The 19,058-nt window shown below is 71.6% G+C and carries 18 protein-coding genes and 1 pseudogene; 16 read left to right on the top strand and 3 right to left on the bottom strand.

Features of this window, described 5'->3' with window-relative positions; genetic code table 11:
• The first annotated feature begins 223 nt into the window (after positions 1–223).
• The 16 genes from H9Y04_RS26345 (at position 224) to H9Y04_RS26270 (ending at position 15,820) form a co-directional block, all read left to right on the top strand.
• Positions 224–1,255 (top strand): iron-containing redox enzyme family protein, encoded by a 1,032-nt coding sequence (locus tag H9Y04_RS26345; RefSeq protein WP_236071465.1) that lies wholly within the window; start codon positions 224–226, stop codon positions 1,253–1,255.
• Complete coding sequence (locus H9Y04_RS26340; protein WP_187816536.1) at positions 1,255–2,367, top strand: EamA family transporter; 1,113 nt, start codon at positions 1,255–1,257, stop codon at positions 2,365–2,367. Before H9Y04_RS26345 ends, H9Y04_RS26340 begins: the two co-directional genes overlap by 1 nt.
• Entirely contained in the window at positions 2,364–2,627 is a 264-nt protein-coding gene (locus H9Y04_RS46940; RefSeq protein ID WP_187816535.1) for an acyl carrier protein, read from the top strand. The genes H9Y04_RS26340 and H9Y04_RS46940 overlap by 4 nt, the downstream gene beginning before the upstream one ends.
• Entirely contained in the window at positions 2,624–4,228 is a 1,605-nt protein-coding gene (locus H9Y04_RS26330; RefSeq protein ID WP_187816534.1) for an amino acid adenylation domain-containing protein, read from the top strand. Before H9Y04_RS46940 ends, H9Y04_RS26330 begins: the two co-directional genes overlap by 4 nt.
• Positions 4,225–5,409, top strand: a complete 1,185-nt coding sequence (locus H9Y04_RS26325) for an acyl-CoA dehydrogenase family protein (RefSeq protein WP_187816533.1) — start codon at positions 4,225–4,227, stop codon at positions 5,407–5,409. Before H9Y04_RS26330 ends, H9Y04_RS26325 begins: the two co-directional genes overlap by 4 nt.
• Positions 5,402–6,592, top strand: a complete 1,191-nt coding sequence (locus tag H9Y04_RS26320; protein WP_187816532.1) for an acyl-CoA dehydrogenase family protein — start codon at positions 5,402–5,404, stop codon at positions 6,590–6,592. Before H9Y04_RS26325 ends, H9Y04_RS26320 begins: the two co-directional genes overlap by 8 nt.
• A 5-nt stretch (positions 6,593–6,597) precedes the next feature.
• Entirely contained in the window at positions 6,598–7,440 is an 843-nt protein-coding gene (locus tag H9Y04_RS26315) for a class I SAM-dependent methyltransferase (RefSeq protein ID WP_187816531.1), read from the top strand.
• Positions 7,437–8,624, top strand: a complete 1,188-nt coding sequence (locus H9Y04_RS26310; protein ID WP_187816530.1) for a cytochrome P450 — start codon at positions 7,437–7,439, stop codon at positions 8,622–8,624. The genes H9Y04_RS26315 and H9Y04_RS26310 overlap by 4 nt, the downstream gene beginning before the upstream one ends.
• A 129-nt stretch (positions 8,625–8,753) precedes the next feature.
• Positions 8,754–9,929, top strand: a complete 1,176-nt coding sequence (locus tag H9Y04_RS26305; protein WP_187816529.1) for a hypothetical protein — start codon at positions 8,754–8,756, stop codon at positions 9,927–9,929.
• The gene (locus tag H9Y04_RS26300; RefSeq protein WP_187816528.1) at positions 9,926–10,678 is read left to right on the top strand and encodes a thioesterase II family protein; all 753 of its coding nucleotides are present in this window, start codon (positions 9,926–9,928) and stop codon (positions 10,676–10,678) included. Before H9Y04_RS26305 ends, H9Y04_RS26300 begins: the two co-directional genes overlap by 4 nt.
• 99 nt (positions 10,679–10,777) lie before the next feature.
• Positions 10,778–11,452, top strand: coding sequence for a class I SAM-dependent methyltransferase (locus H9Y04_RS26295; protein WP_187816527.1), 675 nt, complete (start codon positions 10,778–10,780; stop codon positions 11,450–11,452).
• A gap of 3 nt (positions 11,453–11,455) precedes the next feature.
• Entirely contained in the window at positions 11,456–12,736 is a 1,281-nt protein-coding gene (locus H9Y04_RS26290) for a diaminopimelate decarboxylase (RefSeq protein ID WP_187816526.1), read from the top strand.
• A complete protein-coding gene (locus H9Y04_RS26285; protein WP_187816525.1) occupies positions 12,733–13,959 on the top strand; it encodes a pyridoxal phosphate-dependent aminotransferase in 1,227 nt (408 codons plus the stop codon). The genes H9Y04_RS26290 and H9Y04_RS26285 overlap by 4 nt, the downstream gene beginning before the upstream one ends.
• On the top strand, positions 13,956–14,792 hold the full coding sequence (locus H9Y04_RS26280) for a 2,3,4,5-tetrahydropyridine-2,6-dicarboxylate N-succinyltransferase (RefSeq protein WP_187816524.1): 837 nt from the start codon (positions 13,956–13,958) through the stop codon (positions 14,790–14,792). Before H9Y04_RS26285 ends, H9Y04_RS26280 begins: the two co-directional genes overlap by 4 nt.
• Before the next feature lie 78 nt (positions 14,793–14,870).
• On the top strand, positions 14,871–15,296 hold the full coding sequence (locus H9Y04_RS26275) for an organic hydroperoxide resistance protein (protein ID WP_187816523.1): 426 nt from the start codon (positions 14,871–14,873) through the stop codon (positions 15,294–15,296).
• 119 nt (positions 15,297–15,415) lie between these two features.
• On the top strand, positions 15,416–15,820 hold the full coding sequence (locus tag H9Y04_RS26270) for a VOC family protein (protein ID WP_187816522.1): 405 nt from the start codon (positions 15,416–15,418) through the stop codon (positions 15,818–15,820).
• 147 nt (positions 15,821–15,967) lie between these two features.
• Here H9Y04_RS26270 and H9Y04_RS26265 read toward each other — a convergent pair whose 3' ends face one another.
• The 3 genes and pseudogenes from H9Y04_RS26265 to H9Y04_RS26255 all read right to left on the bottom strand — a co-directional run.
• Entirely contained in the window at positions 15,968–16,549 is a 582-nt protein-coding gene (locus H9Y04_RS26265) for a pentapeptide repeat-containing protein (protein WP_308801108.1), read from the bottom strand.
• A 7-nt stretch (positions 16,550–16,556) separates the two neighbouring features.
• Positions 16,557–17,576: a hypothetical protein gene (locus H9Y04_RS47975; RefSeq protein ID WP_187816521.1), complete on the bottom strand. Its 1,020-nt coding sequence runs from the start codon at positions 17,574–17,576 to the stop codon at positions 16,557–16,559.
• Positions 17,573–19,058, bottom strand: a pseudogene (locus H9Y04_RS26255) (hypothetical protein); the annotation flags it as partial. The gene H9Y04_RS47975 and the pseudogene H9Y04_RS26255, both read right to left, overlap by 4 nt.

Here is a 19,058-nt window from a genome sequence, read left to right as displayed (position 1 = left end):
GGCCGCATTCCGCCGCCCGGTGTCCGCATTCCGCCGTCTCGCGTCCGCATTCCGTCAAGGCTCATACCGTGTCTCGCGGAATGGGATTCCAGGCGGAAGAGTTCCTTCCGGACCTGCGGATTGGCTACCTTGAATCCAGGAAAGCGCGTCTCGCGATGTGAGACGCGCTTCCCTATGTCCGCCCGGTTTTCCGGGGGTTCAGATTCAGGGGGATATCTCAGCGATGGCGCATGCTGCCGAAATCGACACAGCCATCCCGGCCGGCTCTCCGATGGAGTTCGCCAAGTGGTTCGGTATCACTTTTCTCGAGCGGTCCGCGGAGGAACTCGACGCGGCCTTCGCGGAGCCGGCCAGGCTCGCCGAACTGCTCGACGCGGTGGCCGCGCTGGCCAAGGACGACCCTGACGCGTTCTTCGCGCAGCAGTATCTGCTCTCGCGGATCTACGGCATCCACACCCAGCTCCCGAGCGGTGACACTCCCGAGAACTCGACGGTCCTGCACGCCGTCACACGCCGCCTCGAACAGGACACCATCGTCGCCGAGGACGGCTACCTGGACGAGGAGCTGATCAGCTCCTCGCCTGAGGACCCCGAGCAGTTCGTCCCCTGGCTCAAGAGCGTGGTGCGTCAGCACACGGTGTTCAAGCACCCCTACTACCACCAGTTCCTGCGCAATGAAGCGACGGAAGAGGATTTCCGTAAATTCGTGCTCCAGGAATCCTCGGTGGACGCGCGATTCGACGATCTTCTCGCCACGATGCAGGTGGGCACCGACGGCGCCACCAAAATGGAAATCGCCAACAACTTCTGGGACGAGATGGGGAACGGCGATCCCGCCCAGGTCCACACGGTGCTCTTCCAGCGCATCATCGAGCATTTCGGCATCACGGACGAGGAACTCAAGGAGAACCTCTCCGCGGAAGCGCTGCTCGGCGGCAATCTCGCCGTGATGATCTGCCGTTATCGCAATCTCTTCTACGAGGCCGTCGGACATCTGGCTGTCGCCGAATGGCTTGCCCCCGACCGGTTCTCGCAGGTCCTGCACGGGTGGGAGCGGCTCGGTCTGCCCGACGACGGGATCACGTACCACCGACTGCACATCGGTATCGACGCCCACCATGCGAGCGGCTGGTTCGCCAACGTCGTCAAGCCGATGGCCGGCGACGCCGCGGCCCGCCGCGCCATCACCCGGGGAGCCTTCTGGCGGCTCAACTCCTCGGGCCGGTACCTGGACCGCATCCTCACCCACGCCTGATGGCACCACGGGCCATCGGGGCCCAGGTCGCGGCGGCGCTGCTCGCGGTCTGGGTCCTGTGGGGGTCGACGTTCCTCGGCATCCGGGTCGTGGTGCAGGCGGCGCCGCCGCTGCTCGCGGCCGGCGTCCGCTTCTTCCTCGCCGGTCTGCTCCTGTACGCGGGCACCGCCCTGTGGCTGCGGCGCAAGGGCGGACCGGGCGCGCTCGCGCGGCTCAAGGGGCGGCTCGGCGGGCTCTGCCTGCTCGGGCTGCTGCACTTCCTGCTCGCCAACGGGCTGGTCAGTGTGGCCTCCCAGGAGCTGCCGTCCTCGGCCGCGGGTACGTACTTCGCCACCGTGCCGCTGTGGGTGCTCGCCCTGCGGATCGTGCGCGGAACCCGTCCCTCCGTGGCCGACCTCGGCGCGGCCGCCCTCGGCATCCTCGGCGTCGCGGCCCTGCTCGGCTTCCGGCCCGGTTCCTTCGGGCCGTCCGCTCTGGTGCTCGTGGCGGCCCTCGTCTGGGCCGTCGCGGGGCGCCTCGCGGTCAGATGGACACGGGACGGGACAGGAGCCGGGGCGCCCGTCGTACCGCCGCCGGGCACCGCACTGTCCAGCAGCGTCCAGATGCTGTCCGGCGGTGCGGCCCTGCTCGTCGCCTCCGCGTGCGGAGGGGAGTGGCAGCGGCTCGTCCCGGGGGCGCTGACGGCCGAAGTCTGGCTCGCCGAGGCCCACTTGGTGCTGCTCGGGTCGCTGGTCGGCTTCCTCGCCTACAACTGGCTGGTCACCCGGGTCGACCAGCGACTGGCCAGTACGTACGCCTACGTCAACCCGGTGGTCGCGGTGCTGCTCGGCGTGCTCGTGCTCGACGAGGAGCTGCGGCTCTCCACGGTGGTGGGCACGGCGCTCACCACGGCGGCGGTCGCCTGGACGGTGCTCTCGTCCACACGGCCGGCGGCGGTCGCCGTCGCCGTCGCCCGGGGCGAGGAGTCCGCGGCGGGTCCGCCGAGTTCCGGCAGCTCAGGCGGTTCCGGCAGCTCGGGCGGTTCAGGCGGCTCAGGCAGTGCAGGCAGTTCAGGCAGTGCAGGCAGTGCAGGCAGTTCCACCCACACCACAGTTGTCAGGAGCAGAACGTGAGCGTCACCACCGTGGAGAGCGTCCGTGAGGGTCTGGCCGGGATTCTCGGCAGCATCAAGAAGCGCGATGTCTCCGCCGAACTCGCCCAGGACGAGAACTTCATGCGCGCCCTGAACCTCGACTCCCTCGACGCCGTGGAGCTGACGGTCCGTCTGGGCACCGACTACGGCGTGGAGTTCGGCGCCGAGGCGGAGGACCTGGACGCCCTGGAGAGCTTCAGCGCCCTCGTCGACCTGGTCGTCCGCCGGGCCACGCGGTGACCGCGGCGCTTCGTGGCGGGGGCGCGGTGGACTCGGCGGGCACGACGGGCGCGCCGCGTACGGCGGGCACGCTCCCCGGGGCGCTCACCGCCCATGCCCACCGCACGCCCGACAGGCCCGCGCTGATCGGCCCCGACGCGCGGCTCACCTACGGCGAGCTGTACGCCCGCGCCGCCGCCATCGCCGTGGCGCTGCAGCGGCGCGGTGTCGGCCCGGGCGACCGGGTCGCGGTGCACGGCGAGAAGACCGCGGGCGCGGTGACCGCTCTGCTCGGCGCCGTGCTCGCCGGCGCCGCGTATCTGCCCCTCGACCCGGCGGCCCCCGCCGAGCGCCGGCGCATGCTCGTCGAAGACGCCGCCGCCAGCTGCCTGTTGGCGTCCGGCGCCCGCGCGCGGCAGCTCACCGAGCAGAACCTGGCCACCTCCGTGCTCGTCATCGACGAGCTCGCCGCCACCGAGGTCCCGGCCGACTGGCGCCCGGCGCGGCCCGCGCCCGAGGACCTGGTCTACGTCCTGTACACCTCGGGCAGCACCGGCCGCCCCAAGGGCGTGTGCATCCACCACCACGCCCTCGACACCTTCTTCGAAGCCGTCGACCCGGTGCTCGGCATCACCGCGGACGCGGTCTGCCTCAACACCACGGCGCTGCACTTCGACGGCTCGGTCGCCGACCTTCTGCTGCCCCTGGTGCGCGGCGCCAAGGTGTTCCTCGGCCCGCAGATGCCGCTGCCCAAGCCGGTGCTCGACCTCATCCAGCGCGAGCGCGTGACCCACATGACCGGCGTCGGCTCCACGCTGACGCTGCTCGCCCAGCACGGAGCGGGGCTCGGCGGCCACGACCTGAGCAGTCTGCGCACCATCCTCACGGGCGCCGAAGTGCTCAACCCCGCCACCGTCCAGGCCTGGCTGCACGCGGCGCCCGACCTGGTGGTGGTCAACGGCTACGGTCCCACGGAGACCACCTGCGGAGTCGCGTTCCATCCGATCTCCGAGCGCGAGCCGGGCCGCACCGAGCTGTATCCGATCGGCGCGCCCCTGCCCGGTGTGGAGCTCAAGTTCCGTACGCCGGAAGGGCAGTTCACGGACCACGGGCCCGGCGAGCTGTACATCGGCGGCGACCAGGTGATGACCGGCTATCTCAACCGGCCCGTCGAAGAGGCCGGCGTGTTCGTCCGGATCGACGGCAAGCGGTACTACCGCTCGGGCGACATCGTGGAGCGGCGCCCCGACGGAGTGCTCCTCTTCGAGGGCCGCCGCGACGACGAGGTGAAGATCCGCGGCTACCGGATCAACCTCAACGAGGTCCGCACAGCGGTGGAGTCGCATCCGTCGGTGGGTCACGCGTTCGTCGCCGCCGTGCCCGACCCGCGGGACAAGCTCAGTCTGGCCTGCGCGATCGTGCCGCGGCAGGCGCCGGCGGGTGCCGGACGTCTGGAGGTCCTCGCGGACAAGGAGGCAGCCGAACTCACCGAGCACACCGCAGCGTTGCTGCCCCGCTACATGGTGCCCCGGCAGTTCCATCTGCTCTCCGCGTTCCCGGTGCTGCCCTCGGGCAAGCCCGACAGCGGGCGGGTCCGCGAGCTGCTCAAGGCGGCGCTGTGACCGCCACCCTGACGACCACCGCACGCGCCGGCTGGTTCACCGAGGCCGAGGACAGGTTGCGGGAGGAGCTGACCGAGCACTTCGCGCGGCAGGTCGAACCGCACATCCCCGCCTGGGAGTCCGCGGGGGAGATCCCGCTGCGCGACATCCTGACCGCACTGGGCGAGCGAGGCATGCTCGGCCTGCGCTTCCCCGTCGAGAGGGGCGGCGCCGGGCACAGCGCCTGGAGTCATGTGGTGCTCGCCGAGTGCCTGGGCGAACTGTCCTCCGACAGCGTCGGCATGTCCGTCACCGTGCACAACGACATGGTGGCGCCGATGATCGCCGAGGCGGGCGGGCCCGAGGCCGTCGAGCGCCACCTGCGCCCCGCGCTCACCGGACGCCACTTGCTCGCGCACGCGGTCTCCGAGCCGGGCGCCGGCTCCGACGTGGCCGCGGTCGCCACGACCGCCGTGCCCGTCGACGGCGGCTACCGGGTCAGCGGCACCAAGCAGTGGGTCATCGCCGGGATGTACGCCGACGCGTACGCGGTCCTGGCCCGCCTTCCCGAGGCCAAGCCGCCTTTCGGCTATGTGCTGTTGATGGTCCCCAGGAGCGCCGAAGGAGTGACGGTGGGCCCGGCCGACCCCACGCTCGGCATGCGCGCGGCCGGGGTCGCGGGCTCGGTGCGCCTCGACGAGGTGTTCGTGCCGCAGAGCGACCGGCTCGGCGGACACGGCCTCGGACTCGTCACCCAGCTCCGCCAGTTCGAACCCGAGCGGATCGTCTCGGCCTGCCGCGCCCTCGCCATCGCCGCCCGGCTGCTGCGCGACACCCGCGCACGGCTCGCGGAACGCTCCACCTTCGGTGAAAGTGTCGGCAGCCGGCAGGAGATCGTGTTCCGGCTCGCCCGTCTGGAGGCGGACATCGCCGCGGCCCGCCAGCTCGCGTACACCGGCATCGACCGCTGGGTCGCGGGCGGCGACCACCGCACGGTCTCCGCCGCGGTGAAGCTGCGCTCCAGCAGGCTCACCCGCCGCGTCGCCCGGGAGTGCCTGCATCTGTACGGAGCCCAGGGCCAGTTGACCGAGGAAGGCGTCAACCGGGCCTTCCGCGACGCGCGCCTGTTCTCGATCTCCACGGGCTCCGACGAAATGATGCTGACAGCGCTCGCACGGCTGAACGGATGGGCCGATGACTGAACTCTCCACGGCCCCCGGACTCTCCACGGCCCCCGGCGCCCCCGCACCACCCGTCTCCAGGGCGCCGGGCGGTATCCCGACCGAGGTCTTCCGCAAGCAGCTCGCCGAATTCTCCGCCGCGCGCGGCGAGTTGCTGGCCGCCGACCGCTGGGAGAGCCAGGACCCTCCCGTACGGGAACTCCTCGGCGCGGCCGGAGCGGCGGGCCTGTTCCGCGCCGCCTGGGCCGTCGACGAGGCGGACCGGCCGCGGGCGCTGTGGCACGCCGTGGAGCTGCACACCGCGTTCGCGCGCCTCGGCAACGGAGCGCCCGGCGCGCCCCTGCTCACCCATCTCGACGTGGCCACCAGGCTGCTCGCGACCCTGCCCGCCGCACCGGCCGGTCTCGTCGAGCGGGCGCTCGACGGCCGGACCACCGCGGCGCTCGCCGTGACCGAACCGGGCGGCGCGGGCAGCGATCTGGCGTCCCTGACCACGGCCGTACGGCGGGACAAGGACACGCTCACCGTCACCGGTGAGAAGTGGTTCATCAGCAACGCCCCCTACGCCGACCATCTGTTGGTGCTCGCCGACGACCCGGAGGCGGTCACCGGCAGCCGTACCGGGCCCGCGCTGCTGCTGCTCGAAGCCACCGCGCCAGGCGTCGCACGCGAGACGCTCGACACCTCGGGACACACCGGGCTCACCGGCCGTATCCGCCTCGACGCGGCACCCGTGCACACCGTGCTCGCACCCGGCGGGCACGGCCTGCTGCGGCTCATGCGGCACTGGATTCATGAACGCGTCATGGTCGCCGTACGGATGACGGAACTCGCCTCTGCCGTCGTCGACCACGCGGCCGAGGCCGCACACCATCGCCGGACCTTCGGGTCGGCGCTGATCGCCAACCAGCAGGTGCGGTTCAGGCTCGCCGACCTGTCCGCACAGGTCCTGGAGACACGAGCCGCCGTCCACCACGGCATACGGCTGCTCGCCGAGGGCGGCTGCCCGATGGCGTACGCCGCCGTCTGCAAGTACCGGGCCGCGGAACTCCTGCGCACGGCCGCCGACGAGGCGCTGCAGCTGTCCGGCGCGGACGGCTACCGCACCGGCCATCCCGCGCAGCGGGCGCTGCGCGACGGACTGGGGCTCGCGCTGGCCGGCGGGACCGACGAACTCATGCTCCTGCAGATCGACCGAGGGTGAACACCATGCCGAACGACATCAAGCCCGCCACCGACAACACCACGGAGTGGGACGCCGAACGCTACGACCGGCAGTTCGGCTATGTGTCCTCCCTGGCCGGAGGCGTCGTCGAACTGCTCGCGCCCGAGAAGGACGAGACCGTGCTCGACCTGGGCTGCGGCACCGGAGAACTCGCCGAGTCCATCCGGGAGTCGGGCGCGCGCATCGTCGCCGTCGACAGCGACCCGGCCATGGTCGAGAAGGCCGCGAAGCGGCTCGGCCAGGAGGTGATCCTCGCCGACGGACACGCGTTCACGGTCGACGAACCCGTCGACGCGGTCTTCTCGAACGCGGCCCTGCACTGGATGCTCCGCCCCGAGGAGGTCGTCCGCTCGGTGCGCGCGGCCCTGCGGACCGGCGGCCGGTTCGTGGCCGAGCTCGGTGGCGCCGGCAACGTCGCCACGATCATCGCCGGGGTGCGCACCGCGCTCGCCGAGCACGGGCTCGACGAGGGCATGGAGATGCCCTGGTACTTCCCGAGCCCCGCCGAGTACGCGGGACTCCTGGAGGCGAACGGCTTCCGCGTGGCGCGCATGGAGTACTTCCCGCGCCCCACCGAGCTCACCGAGTGCCCGGGCGGAGTCGCCGACTGGGTCGCGATGTTCGGCTCCACGCTGATCGCGCATGTGCCCGCCGACGTACTGCCGGCAGTACTCGCGCGGGTCAACGAGCTGGTGGCGCCCACCCTGGAGCGGGACGGCAGCTGGTACGCCGACTACTACCGGCTGCGCTTCGTCGCCGAGGCCCGCGACGCCGCCGAGACCACCGCGGCCCAAGCCGTGCTCGCCGTCTCCAAGGGAGCGCGATGACCCTGATGGAGAGCGGCTGGGAGACCGCGGCCGATGACTTCGGCTCGGCGGAATTCCGCCTCGACCCGTATCCGCGCTATGCCGCGATGCGCGCGGCCGGGCCGCTGATCCGCTCCGAGCGGCACCGCACCTGGTTCGTCACCACGCACCGGGCCGTGGGCGAGGTGCTGCGGCATCGCGGCGCGACCGTGGACAGCCCCTTCCGTGCGACGCGGGTGCTGTTCGGCCGTACGGTCACCGATGTCGAGGGCGCCGAACACGTCAAGCTGCGCTCGCTGACCAACCACAGCTTCTCCGCGTCCGTGATCCCCGGCTATCTGGACGAGCTGGTGCCGAAGGCGGTGCACGAGGTCATCGACGCCCTGGCAGGCGCAGGACGTGCCGACTTCGTACCGGCCTTCGCCAACGCGGTGCCGATCCGGGTGATGTCGCAGATCATCGGGCTGCGCCCGGAGAACGTACGGGCGTTCCAGACCTGCAGCGACGCGGTGATCGCCTTCGTGGACTCCGCCGAACCCGCGCACCGCAGAGCGGCGCAGGAGGCCTGGGCGCGGATGCGGGTGCTCCTGGCCGAGCGGATCGGGGAGCTGCGCGGCGAGCCCGACGAGAGCGTGATCGGGCAGCTGCTGCGGGCCGCGGCCGACGGCAAGGACGTGGACGACGCGGAGATCATCCGTCAGGTCGGGCTGCTCATCCCCGCCGCCATCGACACCTCCAACCGGCTGCTCGCCAACACCCTGCACGTCCTGTGCGGCCGTCCCGAGCTGCTCGAAGCCGCCTACGCGGACCCGTCCCTGATCGACGGGGTGGTGGCGGAGACGCTGCGGCACGAGCCGCCGATCCACTCCACGGTCCGGATCTGGAACGGCGGTGAGCTGCTCGGGGTCGATGTGCCGCGCGGCTCGCTGCTGACGGTGCTCATCGGCTCGGCCAACCGCGATCCCGAAGTCTTCGACGCACCCGACGAGTTCGACCCGTACCGCAAGGACGTGGGGCATCTGGCCTTCGGCGCGGGCCGCCACCAGTGCATGGGGCGCCGGATGGCGCTGGCCGAGGTCACCACGGCCCTGCGGATCCTGCTCGACCGCTGCCGCGGACTGCGCTTCGCGGGCCCGGCACCCCGGCCGATCGAGGGCCTCAGCTTCCGCTCGCCCGCCGAGCTCGATCTCGCGTACGCGAGCTGACACCGAGAGCGCGTACGCGAGATCACACCGAGAGCGCGTACGCGAGCTCACACCGACCGACCTCGCGCAGACGAACCGACATCGACCGACCTCGCGTATGCGAGCGGACAGAGAGACGACGACACGACCATGACGACCGCATCGTCCCAGCTGCCGGAGTTGGCGATCCCCGTGCAGCCGGCGGGCTCACCGGGGGAGTCGGCACCCGAACCGGCCGCCGCGCCGCCGCGCCGTACCGACGGCCCGCAGTCCCCGGACCGGCAGGCCTCCACACCGCAGCCGTCCACACCGCAGCCCTCCACTCCGGAGATCACCCGCCACGTCTCGGCAGCCACCGGCACGACCTGGGACGCGGTGGAGAGCCTCTACTACGACTGCCACGTGGTCAGCCTCGCCCAGCTGCTGCCGAGCCGGCTCTTCGGCGCATGGCTGCTCGCCGCCGGCGCGCCACGGATCACCGCCGGCTGGGGCGGCCTGCACTGCCGCAACCTGCTCGACAGCGAGGCCGCACGCGATGTCGTCCTGTTCGACGAATTCGGCGTCCGCAAGCACCACTTGCCCATCGAGGGCGACACGGAGACGACCGTTCGGGCCGCCGTGCGCGCGTACGGCCACTGCATAGCCAGGGTCGACAGCTACTACCACGAGCACTTCGCCGAGTACTACCTTACGCAGCACCGCACCAACGGCCACAAGGTGACCGTGATCGATTTCGACGAGAGCAGCTACACGGGCATCGACAACGTCGGGATCAAGACGCTCGTGCTCCGCTTCGAGCGACAGCTCTTCCTGGAGTCGATCCGCTCCAACCTCTTCCACGTGTACGACAAGCACGACTCGCTCTACCGCCTCGAGATCGGCCCGGACGCACAGCAGCGGCTGGCCGACGGGACCGTCCTGGCCAGGGAGCAGGTGGCGCTCGCCGAGTTCCTGGCCGAGCGGATCGGCATCATGCTCCAGCTGGAGACGTACCGCGAGTCCTTCACCCGGGACCTCGCGGGCGGCGGCATCCGCGCCTACGCGCAGCTCGCCAACTCCTACCACTCGGCCCTGATGATCGAGCGCGCCTACCTCGCCGTCACCGAGGCCCACGCCCGCAGCCGTCCGGCGTGGTCCCTGCTCCCGGACGAGGGAACCGAGCTGGTCGCCGCGCTGGACCGGGCGATCCGCGGCTGGCGGATGTTCAAGATGCTCTGCAAGGCCGCGCAGGACGGGAACGCGGTCGGTGAGAAGGCCCTGCTCGGCGCGCTCGACCGGGTGCTCGACGCGGAGCGGGACACGGCGGCCGCCGCGGGCCGCCGGTGAGCGGGCGGGAGGGCGCCGGCGGTCCGCTGCACCTCTTCCTGCTGCCGTCGGCCGGCGGCTCCCGGACCCTGTTCGCCCAGTGGCCCGACGCGCTGCGCGAGCGCCTCGGGGACCGCGTGGTGACCCACGCGGTGGAGCTCCCCGGCCGCGGCAGCAGGATCGCCGAGCGCCCGCCGACCCAACTCTCCGCATATGTAGACGAGTTGGCCGAGCAGACCCCGCCGCCCGGCACCTCGTGGGCCGTGGTCGGCCACAGCTTCGGGGCGCTGCTCGGCGCCGAGTGGGCGGCGCGGGCCTCCGCGCGGGGCAGTGCGCCCCGGCTGCTCGTGGCCAGCGCGGCCGCCCCGCCGTGGGTGTACTCGACGGCCGCCGCCCTGCAGGCCCCGCTCGACGAACTGTGGACGCGGGTCGGCGAGCTGGGCGGCCTGCCGGCGCAGCTCGCCGACTCGCCCGCAGCGCGGCGGTTGTTCGGGCGCGCGCTGACCGCGGACTTCACGGCCGCCGCCGAGTACCGGCCCGGCCGCCCGATGCGGACCGGCTGCCCGGTGCTCGCCGTACAGGGCGAGAACGATCCCCTCGTACGTCCCGCCCTCACCCGCCGCTGGCAGGAGTGCACGGATCAGGGTTTCACCCAACGGGTGCTGCCCGGCGGTCACTTCTACGCGCGCGGTGTGGACGACCTGATCCCCACGGTGGCCGAGGCCCTGCTCCCCTTGGCCGCCGCACCACTCCCGGCCCCGCACGCGTAGGCGCGCGCACCGCACCCCGCACACGTAAGCACCCGCACCACCCCGCCCTGCCCGGGTCCCGTACGCCCGATTCCGTCTGTCCAACAAGGGGGACGCACGATGAACGCACAGATAGCCGACCTGACATCCTTCTACCGCCCGCAGTCCGACGAGGACCGCTCGCTCTTCGAGATCTGGGAGGAGGGCGGAGCCCGCGGCGACTCCATCACCCCGTCGGTGTTCTGCGCGGAGTACCGCTCCTGGATGCGCGAGAAGATCCTCGGTCTGATGGCGGCCAGGGACACCAAGACCCTGCTGAGCCTGGGCAGCGGAAACGCCGCGGTGGAAGGCGAGATAGTCGAGCGCGGCTTCCGGGTGCACGCCGTCGACGCGATGCCCGAGGCCGTCGAACTCGCCCGCGGCAAGGGGGTCGACGCGGTCCTGGCGGACCTGGCGGTCTGGACGCCCGACACCACGTACGAAGTCATCTACATGGACGGGCTGCTCGGCCACCTCTACGACGCCGCGTCCGGCACCTTGCCGCTGCTCGCCCGCGTCCTGCCCTGGCTGAGCGAGGGCGGCGTGGTGGTCGCGTCCAACGACAGCACCCAGGACGGCTCCGCGGTGCAGACGGCGCCCGGCGTCACCGGATTCCACTGGCTCTCCGGGGAGTTCATCGGCGAGCAGGCGCGCGCGGCGGGCTTCGCCTCGGCGTCGAGCGAGACCTTCGTGTACGAGCGTCCGGTCTCCGGCCCCCGCAACCGTGCCGTCGTCGTGGCCGTCGCGGGGGAGTGAACGATGCCGATCAGCCCTGGGTTCGAGGCCCGGCTGCACCCCGTACTCGCGCAGGCGGCGGAGGAGTTCGGCACCCCGTTCCACATCTACGACGAGCAGGGCGTCCACGACACCTGCACGGCCTTCAACGCGGCCTTCGCGCATCTGGACTTCCAGGAGTTCTACGCGGTCAAGGCGCTGCCCAACCCGACCGTCCTCGCCCTGCTCGCGGGGCACGGCTTCGGGTTCGACTGCAGTTCGCTGCCCGAGCTGGCACTCGCCGCACAGGCCGGTGCGCGCGGCCACCAGATCTGCTTCACCTCGAACAACACCAGCAGGGCCGAGCTGGCGGCGGCCCTGGAGCTGGGCGCGATCGTGAACATCGACGACGAGGCCGTCCTCGACAAGCTGCCGTCCGTCCCCGACACCCTCTTCTTCCGGCTCAACCCGGGGCAGGTGCGCGGCGAGGACGACTTCCTCGGCAGCCCGCAGGACGCCAAGTTCGGCGTCCCCACCGACCGTCTCGTGCCGGTGGTGGCCAAGGCGAAGGCCCTGGGGGTACGGGACTTCGGCCTGCACATGATGCTCGCCTCCAACTCGCTGACCCCGGCCCCCACCCTCCTCACCCTGGACCTGCTGCTCGAACAGGCCCTGCGGCTGCGCGAGGAACTCGGCGTCGAGGTGAGCGCCGTGAACCTGGGCGGCGGCATCGGCATCCCGTACCGGCCGGACGAGCGGCCCTTCGACCTGCCCGCCCTGGGTGAAGCCATCGCGCGGCGCCTCGCACGCTGGGAGCACGAGCACCGGGCCACCCGCCCCCGGGTGTGCTTCGAGAGCGGGCGCTATGTCACCGGACCGCACGGCGCCCTGGCGACCCGCGTCCTCAACCGGATGGACAAGTGGCGCGCGTACGCGGGGGTGGACGCGTCGATGAGCTCGCTGATGCGGCCGGCCCTCTACCCCTCCGCGTACCACCACATCACCGCGCCCTTCGCGGACCGGACGCACATGGAGACGGTGGACGTGGTCGGCTCGCTCTGCGAGAACAACGACCGCTTCGGCAAGGACCGCACGCTGCCGCGCCTGACCGAGGGCGAACTCCTCGTCATCCACGACACCGGCGCCCACGGCCACGCGATGGGCTTCACCTACAACGGCCGCCTCAGGCCCCAGGAACTCCTCCTGCGCACCGACGGCAGCGTGGAGCTGATTCGCCGTGCGGAGGAGGAGCGGGACCACTTCGCGACGCTGGACTTCAAGCCCAAGCGGCTTGTCCCGAGGGGCACTTCGGGAGCGGGGGAGTGACGGCCCCGGCCCGCGAGGAGCTGCTCGCCCTGGCCGCCGCCTCCGGACACCCGGTCGTCGACCTGACGCTGGGCGTCGCCGACCCCGTACCGGGCCTGCGGCTCCCCGGCCCCGGACGGTTGCCCGCGCACGGCTATCCGCCGAGCGCGGGCACCGAGGAGCTCCGGGCGGCGGCCGCGGGATATCTGCGGCGGCGCTTCGGCGTGGACCTGCCGCGGGGAGCGGTCGCCGCCTGCGCCGGAGCCAAGGAGTTCATCTCCACGGCCGTGCTGTTCCTCGGCACGCGCGACGGCGAACGGGACACGGACGGCCAACGGGACACGGTTCTCGTTCCCGCGCTGCGTTATCCGGCGTACGGGACGGGAGCCGAGCTGGCGGGCTGCCGGATCCACCAGGTGCCCCTGGACAGCGAGTTCCGGCTGATCCTGGACGCGGTGCCGGCCGCGGTCGTCCGACGGGCGCGCGCTCTGTGGGTCAACAGCCCCGCCAACCCCACCGGAGCCGTCGAGGAGTTGGCCGGCGTCGTCCGCTGGGGACGCGAGCGCCGGATCCCGGTGCTCTCGGACGAGGCGTACGCGGAGACCACCTGGAGCCGCGCACCGGTCAGCGCCCTGCAGTACGGCACCGAGGGCGTGCTCGCGGTGCACAGCCTGGCCAAGCGCTCCAACGCGCCCGGACTGCGCACCGGCTTCTACGCGGGCGACCCGGCCCTGGTCGCGCGGCTCGTCACGGCCCGCAGAGCGGCCGGCCTGATGGCCTCCGCCGAGTCCCAGGCCCTGGCCGCGGCCCTGCTCGACGACGACGGGCACGCCCGCGTCCAGCGGGAGCACAACGCCCGCCGGATGCGCGAACTGGCCGCGCTCCTCGACGGCAGCGGCGTGCCCGTGCGCCGGCCCGACGGCGGGCTCTTCCTGTGGGTGCGCGCCCCCGGCGCCGACGGCTCCCGGTTCGCCGCATGGGCGGCCCGCACCTGCGGTCTGGTGGTGATGCCCGGCCGCGCGTACGGGCTGCGCGGACAGCCGTACGTCCGTATCGCGGCGATCCGCGACGGCGCCCACCTGACCAGGGCGTTCGCCCTCCTCGCCGAACACCTCCCGGCCTTCGCGGCCACCAGCGCGACGGCCCCGCCCGCCCCGCCCGCCTCGCCCGCCGCACCCTCGCCGACGTCCCCGCCGTCCCCGTCCTCTCGACCGTCCCCGCCCAAGGAGCACGCCACCCCATGACCCGCCCCGACAGCGCCATCTCCGCCGAGATCGACGACCTCTGGGAGCGCCGCGACACCCTCGGCCCCGAGGACAAGGACGCCTGCGACGCCGTCGTGGCCGCCGTCGACCTGCTCACCACGGGCGAGGCCCGGGTGGCCCGCGTCGACGAGGAGACCGACGAGGTCCTGGTCGGCGAGCGGGCGCGGCGCGCGATCCTGCTCTCCTTCCGCGTCCTCGGCATGACCGAATCGGCGGCCGAGGGCGGTTTCTACCACCATGACCGGCTGCCCCTGAAGAAGGAGTTTCCCGGCGTACGGGTCGTCCCCGGCGCCATCGCCCGCTGGGGCAGCTATCACGCACCCGGCTCGGTCCTGATGCCCTCGTTCACCAATATCGGCGGATACGTGGGCGAAGGCACCATGGTGGACACCTGGGCCACCGTCGGCTCCTGCGCCCAGATCGGACGCGATGTCCATCTCGCCGGCGGTGTGGGGATCGGCGGTGTGCTCGAACCCGCCGGCGCCGTACCCGTGGTCGTCGAGGACGAGGCCTTCATCGGCTCGCGGTCGATGGTGGTCGAGGGTGCCCGGGTCCGCCGCGGTGCGAAGCTCGGCGCCGGGGTGATCCTGACCAGCAGCACCCGGGTCTTCGACGCCGGGACGGGCGAGGAGCTGCCGCGCGGTGAGGCCCCCGCCTGGTCGGTGTGCGTGGGCTCGACCCGTACCAAGAAGTTCCCCGGCGGCGAGTTCGGTCTGCCCTGCCTTCTGGTGCTCCGCCGGCTCGAAGAGGGCGGTGTGCACGACAAGCTCAAGATCGAGGACGTCTTCCGGGAGCACGGCGTCGCCCTCTGAAGGGCCGCAGGTAGGCTGCGAGGAGACGTTGCGGTTTCGGGCGCGGGCCGCACGCACGAGATAAGGAAAAGGTCTGTTATGCCCATTCAGTCCAGCGACGTCAAGTACACCGGTATCGCCACGGCCGAGCACGGCCGTGACGGCCGCGTCGCCACCGACGACGGCAAGCTCGACCTCGTGGTGAACCCGCCCAAGGAGATGGGCGGCAGCGGCGAGGGCACCAACCCCGAGCAGCTCTTCGCCGCCGGCTACAGCGCCTGCTTCCAGCAGGCCCTGTACGTGGTCGGCGCCGCCGAGAAGGTGGACGTCACCGGTTCCACGATCACCGCCGAGGTCGGCATCGGCAAGAACGACGACGGCTTCGGCATCATCGTCAAGCTCGTCGGCAAGATACCGGCCGTTGACGCGGCCACCGCCAAGTCCCTTCTGGAGAAGGCCCACCAGGTCTGCCCGTACTCCAAGGCGACCCGCGGCAACATCGAGGTCACGCTCGAGGTCGCCTGATCTCGGCTTGTTCCGTACGACGAAGGCCGCTCCCGGGATCCGGGGGCGGCCTTCGCCATACGTGTGTGATCTCATGTAGCCGTTGCCATAAGCCACTTGAGGATTTCCCGGGGGGACTCATGACCACCACCGAAAGTGTTGTGCGCGTCAAGGCGTTGGACCACATCGTCCTGAACGTCACGGACGTCGAGCGCTCGCTGGCCTTCTACGCCGGCACGCTCGGCCTGGAGCCGGTCCGCGTCGAGGAGTGGCGCGCGGGCAAGGTCCCGTTCCCGTCGGTCCGTATCGACCCGTCGACGATCATCGACCTCTTCGACCGCCCGCGCGGCGAGTCCAACATCGACCACATCTGCCTGGCCGTCGAGCCCGTGGACTGGCAGGAGATCATCGACTCGGGCGTCTTCAAGGTCCTCGACCAGGGTCCCCGCTTCGGCGCCCGCGGCAGCGGCGAGTCCCTGTACATCCAGGACCCGGACGGCAACACGGTCGAACTCCGCTGGTACCCGCAGGACGCCAAGGCCTGACGCCCAACTTCCCGCGTCTCACCACCGATCGGCCACGTATGCGGAGAACGCATCGAGCCGGTCGGTGGCCTCGGGGTGCACGGAGGACAACTCGCCGTCGCACAACAGGCTGTTGGGCGAAGCCCGGCGAGCCGGCGCCCGACGGGCTCACCGCCGCGTATCGCGGGCCTGCGGCTCCAGGACGCTCACAGCGCCGCCCCTGTCCCTGATCCACCGACCGAGCGCATCCCCGCCGAGCGGCCCGAGCCCGATCACCCCCACCGGCCCGAAGACCGACCCCGTCAGACCCCGTACGACGGTGGACTCGTCCAAGGTGACGCGGAAGGAGTTCTCGTGCAGGACCGCGTCGGTGAGATCGGCCCCGCTCAGATTCACGCCGAGCAGTGACGCACCCATGAACCGCGTGCCACGACAGCTCGCGCCCGAGGCGTCCACGTCACATAGCGACGCCTTCGTCAGATCCGCCCCGTCGAGCACCGCCCCCCGCAGCACGGCCTCGTCGAGCTGGACGCGGACGAGTGAAGCTCCCGTCAGGTCGGCCCCGCTCAGGTCGGCCCCCTGCGTATCGGACCGGTACAACTCCGCGCCCGCCAGCCTGCACCCGGCCATCCGCGCGTCCGTGAACCAGGACTCCGACAGGTCGCGGCCCGACAGATCTGCACCCCTGATGTCGAGCCCGACCGCATCGAGCCCGCCCGCCGTCGTGGGCCGTGACGGTTCGACACTCACTTCGTGCTCATGGAGAGGCGGCGCCGTGATCCGTTGCGGCGTGCTCGCGGAGGTCGGAGAGAGCCGCCGACGAGGGTTCGGCGTCCGGGGGAACGGATCCCACGACTCCGTCCGCGGGCAGCCGCCGCAGTTCCGCCAGGGCCTGTGTCGGGCGCAGGCCGCGGGCGGCCGCATCGCCGAGCCGGTCCAGCCAGCTCAGGCCGGCTTTGTAGCCGTCCTCCTCCGCGGCATCGCGAGGCTCGAAGCTCGCGGCCCGCTCGGCATCGGACGCCCATAGATAGCCGAGTACGACGTGCTCGCCCACCACGGGCAGGTACTGCACCTCGCCCTCCGCGGACCTCCCGTAGACCGTGGAGTCGAACACGGGGGAGTGCTGGAAGACGCGGTTGCGGTACGGGACTTCGAAGCTGCCCCAGACGTCCGACGCGGCGCCGTCCTGATCGAAGTAGTTGTTGATGCCCTGCTCGGAAGGCCTGGCGAACCACGTCGGATCGTCCGGTTCCGTCTCGGTGCCCAGGGCGTCGGCCAGCTCGCCGAGCAACGCGGTCAGCCGGTGGCCGTTCGCCTCGTACACGTCGGGCTGCGCACGACCCTTCAGGTCGTACGGCAGCCAGATGTCGGTGAACGTGGTCAGGTCGGTGGTGACGAAGTCGAGCAGTGCCGAGCTGCCGAGCCGGAAGATCCCCTGCTCCACCCGGGCATTCTGCGCCGTACGCACCTCACCGGCGAGGGTGACCGAGGTGTGCACCGAGCCGATCTCGCCGGGCCGCAGCGCGGCGGTGACCGTCCGGGCGAGGTCCTGCGCGGATTCCTGCCCGTCCAACGGAACCTCCCCGTCGAACAGCAGCGCGTCCGAGCTGCCCGCCGTACGGACGGAGATCTGCGCGACCGTCGCGCCCACGGCGAAACCCTGTGCGGCGAGCACCCGGTGGGCCCCGAGCAGAGCGTGCAGCGCGCCGAGTACCGGGTCGCCGGACTCGTCCTCGCGGCCCCAGGTCCAACGGCCGACGGCCGTACTGGCGATCACAGCGCTCCCTTCGGCATGAACGTCCCGCCAGGCGGGATCGTCAGAACCCCGTCTTCGACGCGGATGACGAACTGAACGTTAGTCTTTCCGTACACATCCGTCAGACGCTGCGCCGTCCGCTGATCCGCGAGGTCGGCGAGCGTGCCCTTCGTGTCGACCACGAAGGTCTTGAAGTCCGCGCCGGATTCGTCGAGCTGCTTCAGATTGCTGAAGATCTTGCTGACGACCTTCTTGGGGTTCTGTACGTCCTTGAACTGATAGCCGTGGACGTTGCCGTCCGCGTCCCTGGCCATGACGTCGAGGTCGGTGTCCTTGCCCGTGACCACGCCGGGCTTGATCTCCGAGCCGCCCTTGACCTCGAAGGAGATGTCCGTGACGCCGCTCGCGTGCAGCCGGTTGCCGAGGCGCAGCTGCTCGATACCGCCGGACATCTTGTCCGCGTGGCTGAGGCTGGAGACCACCTGGTCGTAGCCTTCGACCCCCTTGAAGCGGCCCGACGCGATGGTGTCGGCGATCTCCGCGCCGTTCGGATGCCGCCCCAGGTTGTCCAGGACACTGTTCAGGTCGCCCGGCTTGACCTTCGAGCCGCGCAGCTGGTCGCGGACCTGCTGTTCCAGCGGTCCACCGCGCTCCATCGGCTGGTTGTGGTCGGCAGGGCGCTCCCACTCGTGCGGGGTGTCGCCCGCGCCGCTTCCCGGCGGACCGGTGGGCGGGTCGTTCGGCGGGGTGCCGGGGCCGTCGCCGGGGCTGCCCGGACCGTCGCCGTGACCACCCGTCGGCAGTTCGGTGCCGCCTGCGCCCGGGGTCTCCGTGTGGCCACCGGTCGCAGGCGTGTGGTCGCCGCCGGTGCCGGGTGTGGGGTCACCCCCGCCAGGCCCGTCGGTGCGCCCTGCGCCCGTGGGCGTCTCGTGGCTCGCGGCAGGCCCCCGGCCGAGATCGTCCGCGCTGCCACCCGGCAGGTTGTTCCCGACCTGCCCCACCGTGTTGCCGGCGTCCGCGCCGACGCGCCCGGTGTCGCCGAGGTTGTCGCCCACGTGGGCGGTGGTGTCGGCCACGTTCGCGCCGACGAGGACGGGCTCGCGGACAGGCGTTTCGATACGGGGCAGTTCGGCCGGCCGGACCGCTGGGTCCAGCGGCTTGGGCGCGTCGTCCGCGTGCTGGATGACCTGGCCCCGGCCATCGAGGATGTTGCCCTTGGGGTCCATGTACTGCGCCGGGACGTTCGGCTCGGTCGGCAGTTTCACCGTGCCTTCGGGGACGGTGACCGCGCCCTCGGGCAGCTTGAAGGTGCCGTCGGGCAGCTTGACCGCACCGTCGGGGACCGTCGCCCCCGCGGGGATGTCGAACGTGCCATCTGGGAGCTTGACCGCACCCTGCGGCAACTCGAAGGCCCCGGCGGGGATGTCGGGGATGTTGATGGTGCCGATGCCCTTGAGCCCGGCCATGACATCACCGAGTTTGGACAGGCCTGTGCCGGCGCCT

Origin of the sequence: Streptomyces polyasparticus (assembly GCF_014493765.1) — a bacterium.
GTDB lineage: Bacteria > Actinomycetota > Actinomycetes > Streptomycetales > Streptomycetaceae > Streptomyces > Streptomyces polyasparticus.
This window is presented reverse-complemented; position numbering and strand designations above follow the sequence as displayed.